A 17,414-nucleotide genomic window follows, 5' to 3' on the forward strand; every position below is an offset into this window, starting at 1 on the left:
CTCAGGCCGCGTTTGCTTGCTGCATGGGAAGCACGCGCGCGTTCATCTCGTCGGCCCAGTGCAGGATTTCCATCGTGCCGTTGAAGTGCTCGACAAGCGCGGTGCAACCCTCGACCCAGTCGCCGTCGTTGTAATAGACGACGTCGCCGAATTGCCGTTCCTCGGCGGTGTGAATGTGCCCGCAGACGACACCGTCGAGCTGGCGGTCGCCAGCCGCCTTCGCGACGGCCTCCTCGAAGCGGCTGATGAACTCGACCGCATTCTTCACCTTGTGCTTGGCGTGCTTGGAAAGCGACCAATAGGGCATGCCGAACCGCGCGCGCACCTTGTTGACGACCGTGTTCAGCTTCATCAGCATTTCGTATGCAGCGTCGCCGAGGAACGCGAGCCAGCGCGCGTAGAGCACCACGGCGTCGAACTCGTCGCCGTGCAGCACGAGCAGGCGACGGCCGTCGGCGGTTTCGTGAATGGCTTTCGATCGAATCTCGACGCCCCCGAAGCTGAGCCCGGTGAACTGGCGGAACACCTCGTCGTGATTGCCCGGAATGTAGATGACGCGCGTGCCGCGCTTGGCGCGCTTCAGCAGGCGCCAGACGATGTCGTTGTGCTTGGCGGGCCAGTACCAGCTCTTCTTCAGCCGCCACCCGTCGATGATATCGCCGACGAGATAGAGCGTGTCGGAATCGACGCTGTCGAGGAAATCGATGAGCAGGTCGGCGTTGCAGCCGCGCGTGCCGAGGTGCACATCCGATATCCAGATCGTGCGGTAACGGCGGCGATCGCTCCTGCGCACTTCGGGTTCACTCGGCCGAAGCGACGCGACACGTTCGGCGAACTCGCCGGGCGCAAACATATTCAAGTCGACCTCCACTGGCGGACGGCTGTTTGCGCGCCAGCGTATCGCGATGTTGCGTTACGGTTTGCAGGCCGAATTATGAAGGTTTTGCGCGAGTCGCGCTCGTACAATGTCAGGAATCGATGCGGATATGCCCCGCTAGACCTGCTACGCGCGCGAGCCATCCCTGCACGCGCGGGTAGCCTGTCAGGTCGAATGCGCCGCCTTCCTCGCAAACGTGCGTGTACGCATAGAGCGCAATATCGGCGAGGCTGAAGCTGTTCCCCACGAACCACTGGCGATGCGTCAGATGCTCGTCCATCAGTTTCAGCGCCGCTTCGCCGCCTGCGCGCTTACTGTCGATCTGTGCGTGCTGCGCATCGGAGAGATTGTCGCGCCCGACGTAAGCGAGCCAGAAGCGCAGCGTCGCGATATTGGGCTCGTGGTTGTACTGTTCCCAGAACATCCAGCGCAGCATGTCCGCCTCGTCCCAGCGGTCGGCCGGGATCAATGCCGAGCCTTTGGCGAGGTAGAAGATCGCCGCGTTCGATTCCGGCAGGTAGCGCTCACCCACCTGGAGCACGGGCACCCGGCCGTTCGCGTTCACCGTGGAAAGATAGGCGGGTGTGCGCGTCTCGCCCTTGCGGATGTCGTAGAGCTTGCGCTCCAGCGGCAAGCCGAGGTGCGCCGCTGTCAGGCGGATCTTGTAGCAATTGCCCGAAACCGGGTCTTCATGCAGCGTCAGCCTGTCCATGCGCGATCTCCAGTACGACCTTGCCTACGTGTTCGCCGGATTCGAGATAACGATGCGCGTCCGCCGCGGCTTCCAGCGGGAAGACCCGGTCGACGACGGCCTTCAAGCCACCGCCCGCGAACAGCGGCCAGACATCGGCGGCGAGGCTGTCGGCAAGCAGCGATTTATATTCGATGCTGCGCGGGCGCAGCATCGATCCCGTCAGGATCAGTCCCTTGCGCATGACCGCGCCGAGATCGAGCTCGCCGGTCTGGCCGCGCTGGAACGCAATCGACACATGACGCCCGCTTTCGCCAAGGCATTTGACGTTGCGCGCGAGATAATCGCCGCCCACCATGTCGAGCACGAGATTGACGCCTCGCCCGCCGGTGATCGCGGCAACCTCGGCAACGAAATCCTGCGCCTTGTAATCGATCGCGTGATCCGCGCCGAGCGCCAGCGCCGCCGCACATTTTTCCGCGCTGCCGCAGGTGACGATCGACGTGAGCCCGAACGCCTTGCAGAGCAAAATCGCGGTGACGCCGATACCGCTCGTGCCACCGTGGATCAGCGCGGTTTCGCCCGGGGCGCCGTAGCCGCGCTCGAAGAGGTTCGACCACACCGTGAAATACGTCTCCGGCAGGCTCGCCGCCTCGATGAGCGTCAGCCCTTCGGGCACCGGCAGGCACTGGCCTTCGGGGACCGTGCAATACTGCGCATAGCCGCCACCCGCGACGAGCGCGCACACCTGCTGGCCGATCTGCAAACGCCCGGTTCCGCTGCCCAAAGCGACGATTTCGCCCGCGATCTCCAGCCCCGGTATCGAAGGTGCGCCCGGTGGCATCGGATACAGGCCGAGGCGCTGCAGCACGTCGGGCCGGTTCACGCCCGCCGCTGCGACCTTCACGAGCACTTCGCCGTCCTTCGGCACGGGGACGGGACGTTGGACGGGGACGAGCACTTCGGGGCCGCCGGGGCCTTCGGGGTCGATCGCGATCATGTCCACTGGAACCCCGGCCATGACGTCATCCTCCCCCTTGTTCGCGGCGCCCCTCTAGCGCAGATTGCGCGGCCATTCCAGACACGGGTTAACCCTATGGACGACGATTTTCTGCCGAAAACGAAAGACGATCCGCTGACCCTGCTTACGCGGCAGGATCTCGATCCGCTGTCGCAGGACGAACTCAGGGCGCGCATCGCCGCGCTTGAAGCCGAGATCGGTCGAACGCGCGCCAAGCTCACCGCGGCGGGCAGCGTGAAATCCGCCGCTGACGCGCTTTTCGCACGAAAATAGACGCCTCTCACAAGTCACGGGATGCGCGCGCCGCCTCAGCGGCACATGCTTCGCTCAACAACCGTGGGAGGGTTTCTTGAACTTCGATTTCTCGGACGACGCCAAGGCGCTACGCGAATCCGCGCGCCGCATGTTGAAGGAGAACGCAGGCCCCGACGCGGCGCGGCGCATCATGGACTCTGAAGCCGTGTATGATGCAGCGCTGTGGCGGCAGGTCGTCGACCTCGGCCTCACCGCCGCGCGCGTGCCGGAGGCGCACGGCGGCGTCGGCCTGTCGCCCGAGGAAAGCTGCGTGCTCGCCGAGGAATTCGGCCGCAGCCTGGCGCCCGTCCCCTTCCTCTCGACGCTGCTCGTAACCGAGGCGCTGCTTCTTGCCGGGACCGAAGCGCAGCAGGCGAAATACCTGCCTGGCATCGCGGAAGGCAGCGTCATCGCCTGCTACGCATGGGGCGAAGGCGCGAATTCGCCCGCCGTGATCCCCGCGACACGCGCTGAGGGCGGCAGGCTCACGGGCACGAAGTCCCCGGTCGCAGACGCGCTCGCCGCGAGCCTCGCGGTCGTGACCACCGCAGGAGAGGACGGTCCGGCGCTCTGGCTCGTCGATCTGAAAGACGCCGCCGTCGCGCCCGCCGCGACGCTCGATCTCGTCCGCAAGCACGGCACGATCACGCTTGATGGCACCCCCGCCGAACCTCTGGGCACATCCGCAGACTACCAACGCTTCCTCGATCGCGCCGCCGTGATCCTTGCGTTCGAAGCGATCGGCACGGCGAGCGCCGCAATGGAAATGGCCGTCGGCTACGCGAAGGACCGCGTCGCCTTCGGCCAGCGCATCGGCCGCTATCAGGGCGTCAAGCACAAGTGCGCCGACATGTACATCAAGCTCGAACTCGCCCGCGCCCACGCGCTCTACGGTGCATGGGCGTTCGCGGCGGATGCCGACGAGCTGCGCCACGCCGCCGCCGCCGCGCGCGCCGCGAGCCTCGACGCCGTGCGCTTCACCGCCGAGGAGAATGTGCAGCTGCACGGCGGCATCGGCTTCACGTGGGAATCGAACTGCCAATTCTACTACCGCCGCGCCCGGCAGATCAGTGCCGCGCTCGGCAGCCGCGCGTTCTGGGCGGACCGGCTGGTGCGCGCGCTCGAACAGCGCAACCGCGCTGCCGCCTGAGGGAGACAAGACATGGATTTCAACGACACCCCGCAGGAAGCCGAATACCGTGCCAAGGTCCGCGCCTGGATCGCCGAGGCGGCGAAGGAATACGAAGGCCTGCCCGAACCGAAATCGCAGGACGAGTTCGTCGCCCGCCAGAAAAGCTGGCAGAAAAAGAAATACGAAGCCGGCTACGCAGGCCTCACCTGGCCCAAGGCGTTCGGCGGGCAGGGCCTCGGGCCGATGAACGCGATCATCTTCGGGCAGGAAGAGGCGAAATCCGCCGCGCCGACCGGCCTCTATTCGATCGGTCTCGGCATGTGCATCCCCACGGTGTTCACGCACGGCCCGAAGGAAGCGATCGAACGCTTCGTGCCGAAGGCGCTGGAGGGGAGCGAAATCTGGTGCCAGCTGTTCTCCGAGCCCATCGCCGGCTCCGACCTCGCAGGCATCCGCACCAAGGCGGTGCGCGACGGGGACGACTGGATCATCACCGGCCAGAAGGTGTGGACGACCTTCGCGCACCTTTCGGACTACGGCATCATCGTCACCCGCACCGATCCGTCCGCGCCCAAGCACAAGGGCCTCACCATGTTCATCGTGGACATGCACGCGCCGGGCGTCGACGCGCGGCCGCTCAAACAAATGTCGGGCGGCGCGGACTTCAACGAAGTGTTCTTCGATAGCGTGCGCGTACCCGACGCATGGCGCATCGGCGCGGTCGGCGACGGCTGGAAGGCCGGGCTCACCACGCTGATGAACGAGCGCCTCGCGGTCGGCGGCAAGCCGCGCAATTCGCCCGGCTGGCGCACGCTGATGGAGCTTGCGAAGGGCATCGACACCGAACAGGGCCCCGCGATCGAACGCATGGACGTCCGCGCCCGCATCGCCGACACCTACATCAGCGATGAGGGCGTGAAGCTCACGCAGATGCGCGCGCTTTCCGCGCTTTCGCAGGGCAAGACGCCGGGCGCGGAGCAATCGATCTCCAAGGTCGTCGTCGCGAAAACCATGCAGGACATGGCGGCCTTCGCGCTCGATCTGTCCGAAAGCGCAGGCTTCGCGGCGGGCGAAAAGGACAGCGACCTGCAGCGCCTGCAGGGCGCCTACATGTGGTCCGCGGGCCTCCGCATCGCGGGCGGCACCGACGAGATCCTGCGCAACATCATCGCCGAGCGCGTGCTTGGCCTGCCGGGCGATTTGCGGCCCGACAAGGACACACCTTTCAACGAGATCGTGCCGCTATAGGGCGTCTGCCCTTGGCAGCGGCGCTTCGCGCTGCCACATGGGAACAATGGACATCAAGGCCGCGATCGAAGCCGCACCCTATGGCGCAAGCGAGCGTATATCGCCGCTCGTCCGCCGCGTGCTTGCGCGGAATCCGAGTCCGTTCACCTTCCTCGGCACCGGCACCTATATCGTGGGGAGCGGCAAGGTCGCCGTGATCGACCCCGGCCCGGACGAGGACGCGCATCTGGACGCCATCCTCGCCGCCACAGCGGGCGAGACGATCAGCCACCTCTTCATCACCCACACGCACCGCGATCACAGCCCGCTCGCCGTACGGCTGAAGGCGCTGAGCGGCGCCGAGGTCGTGGGCTGCGCGCCGCTGGTGCTGGAAGACGACGGCCCCCGCACCGACGCCGCCTTCGACAGCACCTACACCCCCGACCGTGTGCTCGCGCACGGCGAGGTCGTGCCCGGCGGCACATGGGCGGACGGCGGCTGGACGATGGAGGCCGTGCACACCCCCGGCCACACATCGAACCACCTGTGCTTCGCGCTTCACGAGGAAAAGGCGCTGTTCACCGGCGACCATGTGATGGGCTGGTCGACAAGCGTCGTGACGCCGCCGGATGGCGACATGAGCGACTACATGGCCAGCCTGAAGCTGCTGCAGGGCCGCGACGACCGCATCTATTACCCGACGCACGGTGAGCCCGTTACCGAGCCGCAGCGGCTGGTACGCGGCTACATCGCGCACCGCCGCCAGCGCGAGGGCCAGATTCTGCGTCTGCTCGACGGCGGTCCGAAGGCGATCCCCGATCTCGTGGCCAGCATGTACGCCGCAGTCGACCCCAGGCTGCATCCGGCAGCGGGCCGATCGGTCCTCGCCCACCTCATCGACCTTCAGGCGCGCGGCGTGGTAAACGCGGACGGAGATGTGTGGGAGAAGGTCGCGTGAAAACCGTTCTGACGCTCCTCGCCGGGCTGCTGCTCGGCGCGCTCGCAGCGTGGTTCTTGGGTCGCGACAAAGTGAAGCCGGTGGATGCGCAGTCCATCGCCGCCGCCAGCCTTGATGCGATCCGCGCACAGAACAAGCTGACCGTGTTCGCCGGGCGCTTCACGGTGACGGTTTCGACGCGCGTGGAAAAGCTGGGCCTTTCGGCGGAAAAGACGCTGATCGTGCCCGCCACGGTGCGTTACGATATCGATTATTCGAAGCTCGGTCGCGACGACATCGTTTGGGACGAAGGTTCGCGCGTGATGACGGTGCGACTGCCCGACATCCAGCTCGACGAACCGCAGGTCGACATGGCGAACATCCGCGAATACAGCGGCGGCACGATCCTGATGGCGCTCGGCAATGCCGAGGAGGTCATCGACGCCGCCAACCGGAGCAAGATCAGGACGGCCGTGCTCAAGGAGGCCGACACCACTCTTGTGAGAGAGCTTGCGCGCAGTTCGGCACGCACCGCCGTCGAGCGCGGCTTTGCATTGCCGCTCGCGGCGGCAGGAATCGATGCCCGCGTCATTGTCCGCTTCCCGGACGAGAGCGGCTACGCACTATAGAAGAACCCCAGGAGTATCGACGACATGGACGCACGCCGCGCCAACCTGCCCAAGGGCAAGGATCTTTTGAGCGAAATCGACCGCCTGAAGCGGGAACGCAACGCCGTGATCCTCGCGCATTATTATCAGGAAGCCGCGATCCAGGACATTGCGGACTTCGTGGGCGACAGCCTCGACCTTTCGCGCAAGGCCGCGGACACGGACGCGGACGTCATCGCCTTCTGCGGCGTGCGCTTCATGGCGGAAACCGCGAAGATTCTCTCCCCGCAGAAGACCGTGATCCTGCCGGACATGGACGCGGGATGCAGCCTTGAAGATTCCTGCCCGCCCGAGCAGTTCAAGCGTTTCCGCGAGGCGAACCCCGATCACATCGCGCTCACCTACATCAACTGCTCAGCGGCGGTGAAAGCGCTCTCCGACATCATCGTCACCTCGTCCTCGGCCGAGAAGATCATCAGCCAGCTTCCGAAGGACCAGAAGATCATCTTCGGGCCGGACCGGCACCTCGGCGGCTATCTTTCGCGCAAATTTGGCCGCGAGATGCTGCTGTGGCCGGGCGCGTGCATCGTGCACGAGGCGTTCAGCGAAAAGGAACTGCTGAAGCTGAAGGCGCAGCACCCGGACGCGCCCGTCGCCGCGCACCCTGAATGCCCCGGCAACATCCTCGACCACGCCGATCTCGTCGGCTCGACAAGCGCGATCCTGAAATTCGCACTCGAAAGCCCGGCGGAAACGATCATCGTCGTCACCGAGCCCCATATCATCCACCAGATGGAAAAGGCCGCCCCGCACAAGACCTTCATCGGTGCGCCGGGCGCAGACGGAAACTGCAGCTGCAACAACTGCCCGTTCATGGCGCTCAACACGATGGAAAAACTCTACCTCGCACTGCGCGACCTCAAGCCGGTGATCGAGATGGACGAGGACATCCGCACGAAGGCCCTGAAGCCGTTGGAACGAATGCTCGCGATGGCCTCTTCCACCGTCGGCCAGGGCGACATTTCGAGCGTGCGCGTCACGGGGGACTAACGCCCCATCGGCCTTGCAACGTTTGAGAGCGTGAAACGCTTCTGCCGTTAAGACGATATTGGAACCTTCCCAATATTGATCGCAGAAGCATGGGGAAATTTCTTAAGCGATATCTTGCCATAACTGGGGTGCTCACACTTATCACCGTGAGCATGCCTCTTATGGCGTCAATGTTCATCGTCTCCATAATCTTGATCATCCCAGGATTGGCACTCATGTTCGCGCCCACGGCATTTCTGTGGGGTGTCGTTTACAGCCTGTTCTATTGGCTCGCGTTTCGCTTCGTCGGCACGCTCGGCGCAGCAATGTCTGCCCTCGTGCTGACGCCTGCAGTACTTTGGCTCATTCCACAGCACTCGATTACTGCGACTGAAGCAGAGCTGGAGAAGTACGCCCTCCCAGCCGTGAAGGCGCAAGGCTTGATCCAACCGGCCGGGGACATCCGCATTGATGAACAGTTCGGTGGTTGGGAGATAAAGTGTGGTAGCCGATGCCTTTCCCTTCTCTTTGAACCGAAGGTACGCAGCGTCACGATCAATCGGACAGAAACGCGCACTTGGGAGCAACTTCGGGCCGGCAGCACTCTTCAGACGGCGAGAGCCAAAACATTCCGATTGCGCAAAGCCGGACAATGCGGAGACGATTGGCGGGAACCCGACGATACGCTTTTGGGCTACTACGGGCGAAATCATAAGGACAATCTGGCCATCTCCACGGATTTCAAACGCCGGCTTACGACGGATGCTTGTCTTGCGGAGGAGGAGCCAATGGAGCGACATGACATGCTGCTGCGTCAGGCACGCTGGCATTCAGAAGGCCCGCCCAATTCCAGTGCGTGGACGTTTTCTCCGCAAAATGTTCGTGTCACCTTGGAAGAGATACGTGCCGGCACCGGAGAGATTCTGTTCCGGACCGTCAACATCAGCAGTCTTGGTTTGTTCGCTCCCCTGAACATTGGTCCAGACGGCGGGCTCGCCAACCCCCATTTCGGCTGGGAGCGCACGCAAATGACCACGAAAGACTCTTCAGCCGAAAGCGATGTGCAAGGTGCGGTCGATGATGCGCTCGCCGTGCGACGTTCCGTTGATAAGGCGCGTGTTCTTGAAGAAACGCGGCTCACGATTTCCGCGGCTCTCGACAATCCGGCTTTTCCGGAAACGGCCATTATTTTCGAAGCCGTGGAGGGTTATCTGAGCCAGCTGAACAGGCTGACCGTATCTGAGCGCGACCTGCAACTGGTACAGCGCCTGATCCGTGATCCCCGTTTTTCAGATCTGCCCGGTGCTTATCACCTGCCCAACCTCTTCGGCAGTGATGACCTGAACGCTCTTCGACCCGACATTGCCCGTAAACTTGCTTCTCCTGCACCTGCGATCCAGCCGGGCCCAACCAACCTCGGGACAGCGCTTGAAAACTGGCCTGAAGCGAGTTTTGCAACGCTTCTTCCGGATGAAGCCGCTCTCTTGCAGGATGCGAGGCTGCGTCCCCGGGCAAATGGACTGATTGTTCGTCTGTCCGATGGCGGTGCACCTGCGGCGGGTCTGTTGACCACCATTCTTGACGAACATTTGGCTTTGTATTCGGGGTTTGATCGAAGCAAACTCCGCCAACGCGAAAACCAACGCGAATACGAAGCGCACCGCGCGACGATGGAAGCGGCGGTCAAGGGCCTGTGTCGGATGGGACCAGCGGCGTCGGGGCAACTCCATAGACTATTGAAGATTGAGGATCGCCTGCCCTTCAAAGCGTTCGATCGCATGGACTGGGACCGAATGATGGCCCGGGTTGGCAAGCCTTTGGAAGCCATCCGCAAGCCGGAAAGCCTCGGCGGTAGTGATGAGAAATACCGAGATAACTTGCGCAGGGCCGTGCGACGCCCGTCGAGCGAGATACGCTGCTAGGACCGATCACTACCGCTACGCGACGTTCAGGTCTCCAACCGGTCCATCGCCCCCCGATTGACCCCGCCCCGAATCCGTTTCACTTGATGGGTCCGGCAACAAGCGTCTTGGGGACGAACCGAATCCATGCGTTTTTCCATTCTGTTGATGGCGGCTTTCACTCTGGCGACTGCACCTGCTGCGTACGCGGCTGAAGACGATCCCAACCTCTGGCTCGAAGAGGTAGACGGCGCCCGCGCGCTCGATCAGGTGCGCGCGTGGAATGCCGCTACCGAGAAGCGTCTGCAGACGGATAGTCCGGCGTTCAAGGCGCTGCAGGCCGAGATGCAGGCGATCCTTGAGGATGACAGCCGCATCGCCGTGCCCGAGGCGATTCTCGGGGACAAGGTGACGAACCTGTGGACGGATGCGAAGAACCCGCAGGGGCTGTGGCGCATCGCCGATCTCGACGCCTTCGCCGCCGGAAAGCCGGTGTGGCGTACGCTGATCGACCTCGATGCGATGTCGAAGGCGGACGGGCGGAAATGGGTGTGGAAGGGCGCCGCGTGCCTTGCGCCCGCTTATGCCCGCTGCATGGTCGGCCTGTCCGACGGCGGCTCCGACGCGCTCGTCTACCGCGAATTCGACATGGAGGCGGGCGCCTTCGTGGAGGGCGGCTTTGAGACGCCCGAGGCGAAGGGCGACGTCGCGTGGGTCGATCTCGACCGGCTGATGATCGCCACCGCGCACGGCGGAGACGTGACCGAATCGGGCTACCCGCGTCAGGTCCGCCTGTGGAAACGTGGCACGCCGATGGCGGAGGCTACGCTCCTCGCCGAGGGCAAGGCCAGCGACATGGGCATGGATGCGAGCGCAACCGACAGCGAAGGCCGCATGTGGCCACGCATCACGCGCCATCCCGATTTCTGGACCGCCGAGACCTTCCACCTGAACCTGGACGGCACGCTCATTCGTTCGCCGCTGCCGGAAACGGCGACGATCGAGGACATGCTCGGCAGCCGCGTCGTCGCGCTGCTGCACAAGGATTGGGTTTACGGCGGCAAGACCTATGCGGCGGGCGCGCTCGTCGCCTATGACGCGGCGACGCTCGTCGTCGGGGGTCCGGCGGCGGTCGAGCAGGTCTATGCGCCTTCGGGGAAACAGGCGATCGAGGCTGTCGTCGCGGGCAGCGGGCGCCTCTACGTGTCGCTGCTGGAGGATGTCGCCGGGCGGCTGATCGCGCTCACACCGACCGCAGCCGGCTGGACGGCGGAAACCGTGCCGGTGCCGCCGAACAGTGCGGTGACGCTCGCGGTGGCCGGGGGCGCGAACGACACCGCCTTCTACACGACCGAGAGCTTCGCCAGCCCCGAGACGCTGATGGCAGTGCGCGGCGGTGACACGCCCACGGAGGTCGCCGCGCTTCGGGCGTTCTTCGATCCCGCCTCGATTTCCGTTGAGCAGCGCTTCGCAACCTCGAAGGACGGCACGCGCATCCCTTATTTCGTCGTGCGTCCGGCAGACGCGAAAGGCCCGCTGCCGACGATCATGCACGCCTACGGCGGCTTCCGGAGCGCGCAGAAGCCGACCTACCTCACCAAGAATCCCTACCAGATCGGCCCCGGCGGGCTATTCTGGCTGAAGGACGGCGGCAGCTTCGTGATCGCCAACATTCGCGGCGGCGGCGAATACGGCCCCGCGTGGCACGAGGCGGCGCTGCGCGAGAAGCGGCAGAACAGTTTCGACGATCTCTATGCCGTCGCCGAGGATCTGAAGCGTGCCGGGCTGACCTCGAAGCTTGGCGTTTCGGGCCGTTCGCAGGGCGGGATGCTCGTGGGCGTCGCGATGACGCAGCGGCCGGACCTCTTCGACGCCGTCATCATGGGCGTGCCGCTCGCGGACATGCTGCGCTACAACAGGCTGCTCGCGGGCGCATCGTGGATGGGCGAATACGGCAATCCCGACGTGGCGGAGGACCGCGCGTTCATCGCGAAATATTCGCCGTACCAGAACCTGCGCGCGGGCGCAAAATACCCGCCCGTCATCATCTATACGTCTACGAAGGACGACCGCGTCCACCCCGGCCACGCCCGGAAGTTCGCAGCAAGGCTCGCGCAGCAGGGCCATGCGTTCGACTATTACGAAAACACCGAAGGCGGCCACACCGGCACCGCCAACGCCGCCGAGCACGCCTACCGCGCCGCGCTGATGCTGAACTTCGCCCGCCGGGAGCTGATGGGGAAATGAGCATGGAGATCGCAGGCTTCGACACGGAAGCTTTCGTGCGCGCCACGCTCGCCGAGGATCTGGGCGATGCGGGCGATATCACCTCCGCCGCCGTGATCCCGGCGGACGCGCGTTTCCACGGTGTGATGGACAGCCGCGACGCCATCGTCGTCGCCGGGCTCGACATCGCGGCCGCTTTTTTCCGCACGCTCGACGCGGGTGTGGAGATCGAGATGCTGGCGAAGGATGGGGACCAGGTGTCCGCGGGCACCGACCTGATGCGGCTCTCCGGCCTTGCACGCGGCATGCTGACCGCCGAGCGTTCGGCGCTCAACACCGTGCAGCACCTCTCCGGCATCGCGACGCTCACGCGCCTTTATGTAGACGCCATCGCCGACACGGGGACGATCCTGCTCGACACGCGCAAGACGATCCCCGGGCTTCGCGTGCTCGAAAAATACGCGACGCGCATGGGCGGCGCGCAGAACCATCGCATGGGGTTGTGGGACGCAGCGATGATCAAGGACAACCACGTCGCGGTGGCCGGCGGCGTCAGCGAGGCCGTGCGCCGCGCGAAGGACGCAGGCATCGCCAGCATCATTCTGGAGGTCGACCGCGTGGACCAGATCGAGCCGGGGCTTGCGGCAGGCGCGACCCACCTGCTGCTCGACAATATGAGCGTTTCAGAACTCCGCGCAGCTGTCAGCCTCGTCGCGGGGCGCGTGCCCACCGAAGCATCGGGCGGGGTCAATCTCGATACGATCCGGGGCATCGCCGAAACCGGCGTCACCTATGTTTCGGTCGGGCGGATCACCCAGTCCGCCCCCGCCGCCGACATCGGGCTCGACCTTGCGAGCGCCTGAGCGCCTGCTGCTGGCGCTGTGCCTTGCCGCTTGCGGATCGACGGACGATTCCGGCGGCACCGCAACGGCGGAATGCAATATCCCCGCGAAGCTCGACCTGCCGCGCACCGCAAGCCTGCCGGACACAACACCGGACGCACCGGCAGCGGCCTATGTCCTTGCGATGTCGTGGTCGCCGGAATTCTGCCGCTTCCGCAAGGATGCGGACGCCCACGAGGGGCAGTGCAGGGACAACCATTTCGATTTCATCCTGCACGGCCTGTGGGTGGACAGCGCCTCCGGTGCTTCGCCGCGTGCCTGCGCGACGGCGGTGCCCGTGGGCGAAGCGCTCGTGCGCCAGCATTATTGCATGATGCCTTCGGCGCAGCTGATGCAGCACCAGTGGGCCGCGCATGGCACCTGCGCATTTTCAAGCGCGGAGGCCTATTTCGGCGCGGCAAAATCGCTGTGGGACGGCGTGAAGCGCCCCGATCTCCGCACGCTTCGCGGCGAAACGCTGACAGCGGGGATGGTGCGCGAGGCGTTCGTGAAGGCCAACATCGGCCTCCCAACCGAAGCGATCGCCGTGGCGCTCAACAAGCGCGGCTGGCTCACCGAAGTGCGCCTGTGCATGGACCTCGACTACAACTACGTCGCCTGCCGCGCACCGGGCGCGACGGATACGGCGCGCGTGCTTATCTGGCGCGGCGGGTGATCGTGCCTTCCACCACCGCCGTCTTCGGGTGGTGCCGGTCGAGATGCTTCTTGATGATGCGAAGGTTGCGCGTGTTCGACCGGAACAGCACATCCATCGCATCGCCGAGCAGCGGCACGAAGCCGATCGCGGTGTCGAGCAGCGTATTTCCGGCCATGCGGGCAAGGTGCCAGCGTGACATGCCAAGGTTGCGCGCTTCCCAGATGATATAGGCGGACATCAGCCCGGCGATGATGTCGCCGACGACGGGAACGAAGCCAAGAACAGCATCAAGGCCGATCTTGTAGCTGATGCCCGGCACGGTGATCGACCGTTCGAGCAGCACTTCAAGCGCCTCCACACGCGCGCGTACGGCGTGTGGATCGCGCGAATCGAACCCCGCGCGGGCCATCACCTCTTCAAACGCACGCTGATCGACGCTCACCTGCAGCCTCCTTGAAAGCCTGTGGTTGCGCTATTTGGTGACGACGGCTCCACATGCAAGACGCGGTCCCGCGTTTCCTGCCGGATCGCTGACACCGTCATCAGGCTTGGCGTGCACGACTACTGCCGCGCCGTCGGTATCCAGGATCGGTGTCTCGCCGCTGTAGAGCGTTGCGCCTTCGATGCGCGCCTCAACGCGCCCCACGCCGTCCGCACCGACAGTGACGTTCGGCAGGTCGCCCTTGTGCTGGCCGTGTTTCGCGCCCGTCGGGTTGAAGTGCGAACCTGCGGAGGTGAAGTCCGGCGCGGTGCAAAGACCGACACCGTGAACATGGAAAGCGTACGTGCCGGCGGGCCAGCCTTCGAGCACAAGCCCGACATCGACGCCGCCCCGCGCTTCGGTGAGCACCGCGCGACCCTTCGTGGCGCCATCCTTGTCGAGAAGCTGCGCATAGGCCGCGGGCGGCGGCGCAGCCGGCGCCGCGGGCTGTTCAGCCTTGCTCGCGCAAGCGCCGGCCATCAGGGCGGCCAAAGGGATGAGGCTGGTGGAAACGCGCATGATCGGTCTGTCCCCTGTATTGGTATGGCAGATCAACGCACTGTGGCGCTTATGGTTTCGCGCGCAACCTCAATCCATGGACTTGACGATTTCCTCGACCATTTTTTTGGCGTCGGCGAGAAGCATCATGGTGTTGTCGCGGTAGAAGAGTTCGTTGTCGACACCGGCATAGCCGACGCCCCCCATCGAGCGCTTGATGAACAGCACAGTCTTCGCCTTTTCGACGTCGAGCACGGGCATGCCGTAGATCGGTGAGGTCTTGTCGGTCTTCGCCGCCGGATTGGTGACATCGTTGGCACCGATCACGAACGCGACGTCGGCCTGGCCGAAGTCCGTGTTGATATCCTCGAGCTCGAACACCTCGTCATAGGGCACGTTCGCTTCCGCGAGCAGCACGTTCATGTGCCCCGGCATGCGGCCCGCCACGGGGTGGATCGCATAGCGCACGTCGACGCCGTGCTCCTTCAGCTTGTCGCCCATCTCGCGCAGCACGTGCTGCGCCTGCGCCACCGCCATGCCGTAGCCCGGCACGATGATGACCTTCTCGGCATTCTGCATCAGGAACGCGGCGTCCTCTGCGGAGCCGCGCTTCCACGGACGGTCGATCGCCGCTGCGGCACCCGCGGGGCCGGCCTCTGCACCGAAGCCGCCTGCGATGACGCTGATGAAGCTGCGGTTCATGGCGCGGCACATGATGTAGCTGAGGATCGCGCCCGACGAGCCCACGAGCGCGCCGGTGATGATCATCGCGGTGTTCTGCAGCGTGAAGCCCATCGCAGCAGCCGCCCAGCCCGAATAGCTGTTCAGCATCGAGACGACGACGGGCATGTCCGCGCCGCCGATCGGGATGATGAGCAGGAAGCCGATGAGGAAGGCAAGGCCCGTTACCGTCCAGAAAATCCAGGCGTCGGGTGACGGTTCAAGCGTGAACCATGCGATAAGCCCGAGAATGCCGACCAGCGTGCCGAGGTTGATCACATGCCGGAGAGGCAGCAGGATCGGCGCGCCCGACATGTTGCCATTGAGCTTCAGGAACGCGATGACCGATCCTGAGAAGGTGATCGCGCCGATCGCGATGCCGAGCCCCATCTCGACGCGGCTGACCGCGAAAATCTCACCGTCCGCGCCCGCGATGCCGAACGCCTGCGGGTTGAGGAACGCCGCCGCCGCTACAAGCACGGCGGCAAGGCCGACGAGGCTATGGAACGCTGCGACAAGCTGCGGCATCGCGGTCATGGCGATGCGCCGCGCGACGATGAAGCCGATGCCGCCGCCAAGGATGATCGCGGCTGCGATCTCCGGCAGAGAGGCGATCTCGTGCGTGGCGAGCGTCGTCGCCACGGCGAGCCCCATGCCGATCATGCCGTTGCGATTGCCCGCGCGGCTGGTCTCGGGCGAGGACAGGCCCCGAAGCGCCAGAATGAACAGGACCCCGGAGACGAGGTAAGCGAGAAGCGCCCATGCGGGCACAGCGGAAGCGACGTGTTCCATCGGCGCTTAGCCCTTCTTCTCTTTTTTCTTGTACATGGCGAGCATCCGCTGCGTCACCGCGAAGCCGCCGAAGATGTTGACGCTGGCGAGCGCCACGGCGACGAGGCCGAGCCACTTGGCGACGCCCGAACCCGCGGCAAGCGCCGCGATCAGCGCGCCGACGATAATCACCGACGAAATCGCGTTCGTCACCGCCATCAGCGGCGTGTGCAGCGCCGGTGTGACCGACCAGACCACATAATAGCCCACGAAACAGGCCATTACGAAGATCGACAGGATCGAAATGAAGTCCATGGCCTATGCTCCCCCCAGCACCGGATGGACGGCCTTGCCGTCCTTGGTCAGCCGCACGCCCTTCACGATCTCGTCGTCGTCGGGGAGCACGGGCACCTTCGTGTCCTTGTCCCAGAAGGCGGACAGGAAGTTGAACAGGTTGCGTGCGTAGAGCAGCGAAGCGTCCGCCGCGAGGCGGCTGGGCACGTTCCTGTGCCCGACGATCTTGACGCCGTGCTTGACGACGATCTCGCCCGCCACCGCACCTTCCACGTTGCCGCCCGCCTCGACCGCGAGATCGATGATGACGCTGCCCGCGCGCATCGTGGCGAGCTGCGCGTCACTGACGAGGCGCGGCGCGGCGCGGCCCGGGATGAGCGCGGTGGTGATGACGATGTCCTGCTTGGCGATGTGCGACGAGACGAGCTCGGCCTGCGCGGCCTTGTACTCGTCCGACATCTCCGTCGCGTAGCCGCCCGAGCCTTCGCCTTCGATGCCCTTCACGGCTTCGACGAAGATCGGCTTTGCGCCGAGCGACATGATCTGTTCCTTGGTCGCCGAGCGCACGTCCGTGGCCGAGACCTGCGCGCCGAGGCGCCGTGCGGTCGCGATTGCCTGAAGCCCGGCGACACCGACGCCCATGATGAACACCTTCGCAGCAGAAACTGTGCCCGCCGCCGTCATCATCATCGGGAAGGCGCGGCCGTATTCCGCCGCCGCATCGAGAACCGCCTTGTATCCGGCAAGGTTCGACTGCGAGGAGAGCACGTCCATCGACTGCGCGCGCGTGATGCGCGGCATCAACTCCATCGCCAGCGCCTCGTAGCCCGCAGCGGCATAGGCCTTCGCCCGGTCAGGGCTCGCCGCAGGCGCATGCATCGCCACGACGCGCGCACCCGGCGCAACACCTGCGAGCGACGCCGGTTCCGGCGCCTGCACGGCAAGCACGATACCCGCACCGCTGAGGATGGAAGCACGCGGCCCCACCTCGGCGCCTGCCGCCGCATAATCGGCGTCCGCAATGCCCGACGCGAGACCCGCGCCCGATTCCACGGCAACCACAGCCCCCAGGCCGATGAATTTCTTCACCGTCTCAGGGCTTGCAGCGACGCGGCGCTCAAAATCGGCGGTCTCACCAAGGACCGCGATCCGAACCGGCTGTGTCACA

18 protein-coding genes are annotated in these 17,414 nt (G+C 65.0%); 10 read left to right on the forward strand and 8 right to left on the reverse strand.

Annotated elements, in window-relative coordinates:
- Position 1 precedes the first annotated feature (1 nt).
- The 3 genes from DFR51_RS11360 to DFR51_RS11370 form a co-directional block, all read right to left on the reverse strand.
- Positions 2-853: a UDP-2,3-diacylglucosamine diphosphatase gene (locus DFR51_RS11360; protein ID WP_121051599.1), complete on the reverse strand. Its 852-nt coding sequence runs from the start codon at positions 851-853 to the stop codon at positions 2-4.
- Between the two features lie 115 nt (positions 854-968).
- Positions 969-1,589: a glutathione S-transferase family protein gene (locus DFR51_RS11365; protein ID WP_121051172.1), complete on the reverse strand. Its 621-nt coding sequence runs from the start codon at positions 1,587-1,589 to the stop codon at positions 969-971.
- Positions 1,567-2,589, reverse strand: coding sequence for an NAD(P)H-quinone oxidoreductase (locus DFR51_RS11370; protein ID WP_121051174.1), 1,023 nt, complete (start codon positions 2,587-2,589; stop codon positions 1,567-1,569). The genes DFR51_RS11365 and DFR51_RS11370 overlap by 23 nt, the downstream gene beginning before the upstream one ends.
- Before the next feature lie 75 nt (positions 2,590-2,664).
- Between DFR51_RS11370 and DFR51_RS11375 the strand changes: the two genes are divergently transcribed.
- The 10 genes from DFR51_RS11375 to DFR51_RS11420 all read left to right on the forward strand — a co-directional run bounded on the left by DFR51_RS11375 (position 2,665) and on the right by DFR51_RS11420 (position 13,500).
- A complete protein-coding gene (locus DFR51_RS11375) occupies positions 2,665-2,862 on the forward strand; it encodes a DUF1192 domain-containing protein (RefSeq protein ID WP_121051176.1) in 198 nt (65 codons plus the stop codon).
- 76 nt (positions 2,863-2,938) lie between these two features.
- Positions 2,939-4,033 (forward strand): acyl-CoA dehydrogenase family protein, encoded by a 1,095-nt coding sequence (locus tag DFR51_RS11380; RefSeq protein ID WP_121051178.1) that lies wholly within the window; start codon positions 2,939-2,941, stop codon positions 4,031-4,033.
- 12 nt (positions 4,034-4,045) lie between these two features.
- Positions 4,046-5,263: an acyl-CoA dehydrogenase family protein gene (locus DFR51_RS11385; protein ID WP_121051180.1), complete on the forward strand. Its 1,218-nt coding sequence runs from the start codon at positions 4,046-4,048 to the stop codon at positions 5,261-5,263.
- Between the two features lie 37 nt (positions 5,264-5,300).
- Positions 5,301-6,200, forward strand: a complete 900-nt coding sequence (locus tag DFR51_RS11390) for an MBL fold metallo-hydrolase (RefSeq protein ID WP_121051182.1) — start codon at positions 5,301-5,303, stop codon at positions 6,198-6,200.
- Positions 6,197-6,808 (forward strand): DUF4230 domain-containing protein, encoded by a 612-nt coding sequence (locus DFR51_RS11395; RefSeq protein ID WP_160119058.1) that lies wholly within the window; start codon positions 6,197-6,199, stop codon positions 6,806-6,808. Before DFR51_RS11390 ends, DFR51_RS11395 begins: the two co-directional genes overlap by 4 nt.
- Positions 6,809-6,832: 24 nt before the next feature.
- Positions 6,833-7,837 (forward strand): quinolinate synthase NadA, encoded by a 1,005-nt coding sequence (gene nadA, locus DFR51_RS11400; protein WP_121051186.1) that lies wholly within the window; start codon positions 6,833-6,835, stop codon positions 7,835-7,837.
- Between the two features lie 89 nt (positions 7,838-7,926).
- The gene (locus DFR51_RS11405; RefSeq protein ID WP_121051188.1) at positions 7,927-9,738 is read left to right on the forward strand and encodes an ABC-2 family transporter permease; all 1,812 of its coding nucleotides are present in this window, start codon (positions 7,927-7,929) and stop codon (positions 9,736-9,738) included.
- 147 nt (positions 9,739-9,885) lie between these two features.
- The gene (locus tag DFR51_RS11410; protein WP_243446562.1) at positions 9,886-11,964 is read left to right on the forward strand and encodes a prolyl oligopeptidase family serine peptidase; all 2,079 of its coding nucleotides are present in this window, start codon (positions 9,886-9,888) and stop codon (positions 11,962-11,964) included.
- Entirely contained in the window at positions 11,961-12,806 is an 846-nt protein-coding gene (nadC, locus tag DFR51_RS11415) for a carboxylating nicotinate-nucleotide diphosphorylase (RefSeq protein ID WP_121051192.1), read from the forward strand. Before DFR51_RS11410 ends, nadC begins: the two co-directional genes overlap by 4 nt.
- Complete coding sequence (locus DFR51_RS11420; protein WP_160119060.1) at positions 12,793-13,500, forward strand: ribonuclease T2 family protein; 708 nt, start codon at positions 12,793-12,795, stop codon at positions 13,498-13,500. Before nadC ends, DFR51_RS11420 begins: the two co-directional genes overlap by 14 nt.
- Here the strand turns inward: DFR51_RS11420 and DFR51_RS11425 are convergent.
- The 5 genes from DFR51_RS11425 to DFR51_RS11445 all read right to left on the reverse strand — a co-directional run bounded on the left by DFR51_RS11425 (position 13,481) and on the right by DFR51_RS11445 (position 17,413).
- The gene (locus DFR51_RS11425) at positions 13,481-13,891 is read right to left on the reverse strand and encodes a DUF4112 domain-containing protein (RefSeq protein WP_121051601.1); all 411 of its coding nucleotides are present in this window, start codon (positions 13,889-13,891) and stop codon (positions 13,481-13,483) included. The two genes, DFR51_RS11420 and DFR51_RS11425, sit on opposite strands and share 20 nt — an antisense overlap.
- Positions 13,892-13,954: 63 nt before the next feature.
- Positions 13,955-14,482: a superoxide dismutase family protein gene (locus DFR51_RS11430; protein ID WP_121051196.1), complete on the reverse strand. Its 528-nt coding sequence runs from the start codon at positions 14,480-14,482 to the stop codon at positions 13,955-13,957.
- Between the two features lie 69 nt (positions 14,483-14,551).
- Positions 14,552-15,973, reverse strand: coding sequence for an NAD(P)(+) transhydrogenase (Re/Si-specific) subunit beta (locus DFR51_RS11435; protein ID WP_121051197.1), 1,422 nt, complete (start codon positions 15,971-15,973; stop codon positions 14,552-14,554).
- 6 nt (positions 15,974-15,979) lie between these two features.
- A complete protein-coding gene (locus DFR51_RS11440) occupies positions 15,980-16,267 on the reverse strand; it encodes an NAD(P) transhydrogenase subunit alpha part 2 (RefSeq protein WP_121051200.1) in 288 nt (95 codons plus the stop codon).
- A gap of 3 nt (positions 16,268-16,270) precedes the next feature.
- Positions 16,271-17,413 carry an NAD(P) transhydrogenase subunit alpha gene (locus DFR51_RS11445; protein WP_121051202.1) on the reverse strand — a complete coding sequence of 381 codons (1,143 nt, stop codon included), beginning with the start codon at positions 17,411-17,413 and terminating at the stop codon, positions 16,271-16,273.
- Between the last annotated feature and the right edge of the window lies 1 nt (position 17,414).

The organism is Sphingosinicella microcystinivorans (assembly GCF_003634215.1).
Lineage (GTDB): Bacteria > Pseudomonadota > Alphaproteobacteria > Sphingomonadales > Sphingomonadaceae > Sphingosinicella > Sphingosinicella microcystinivorans.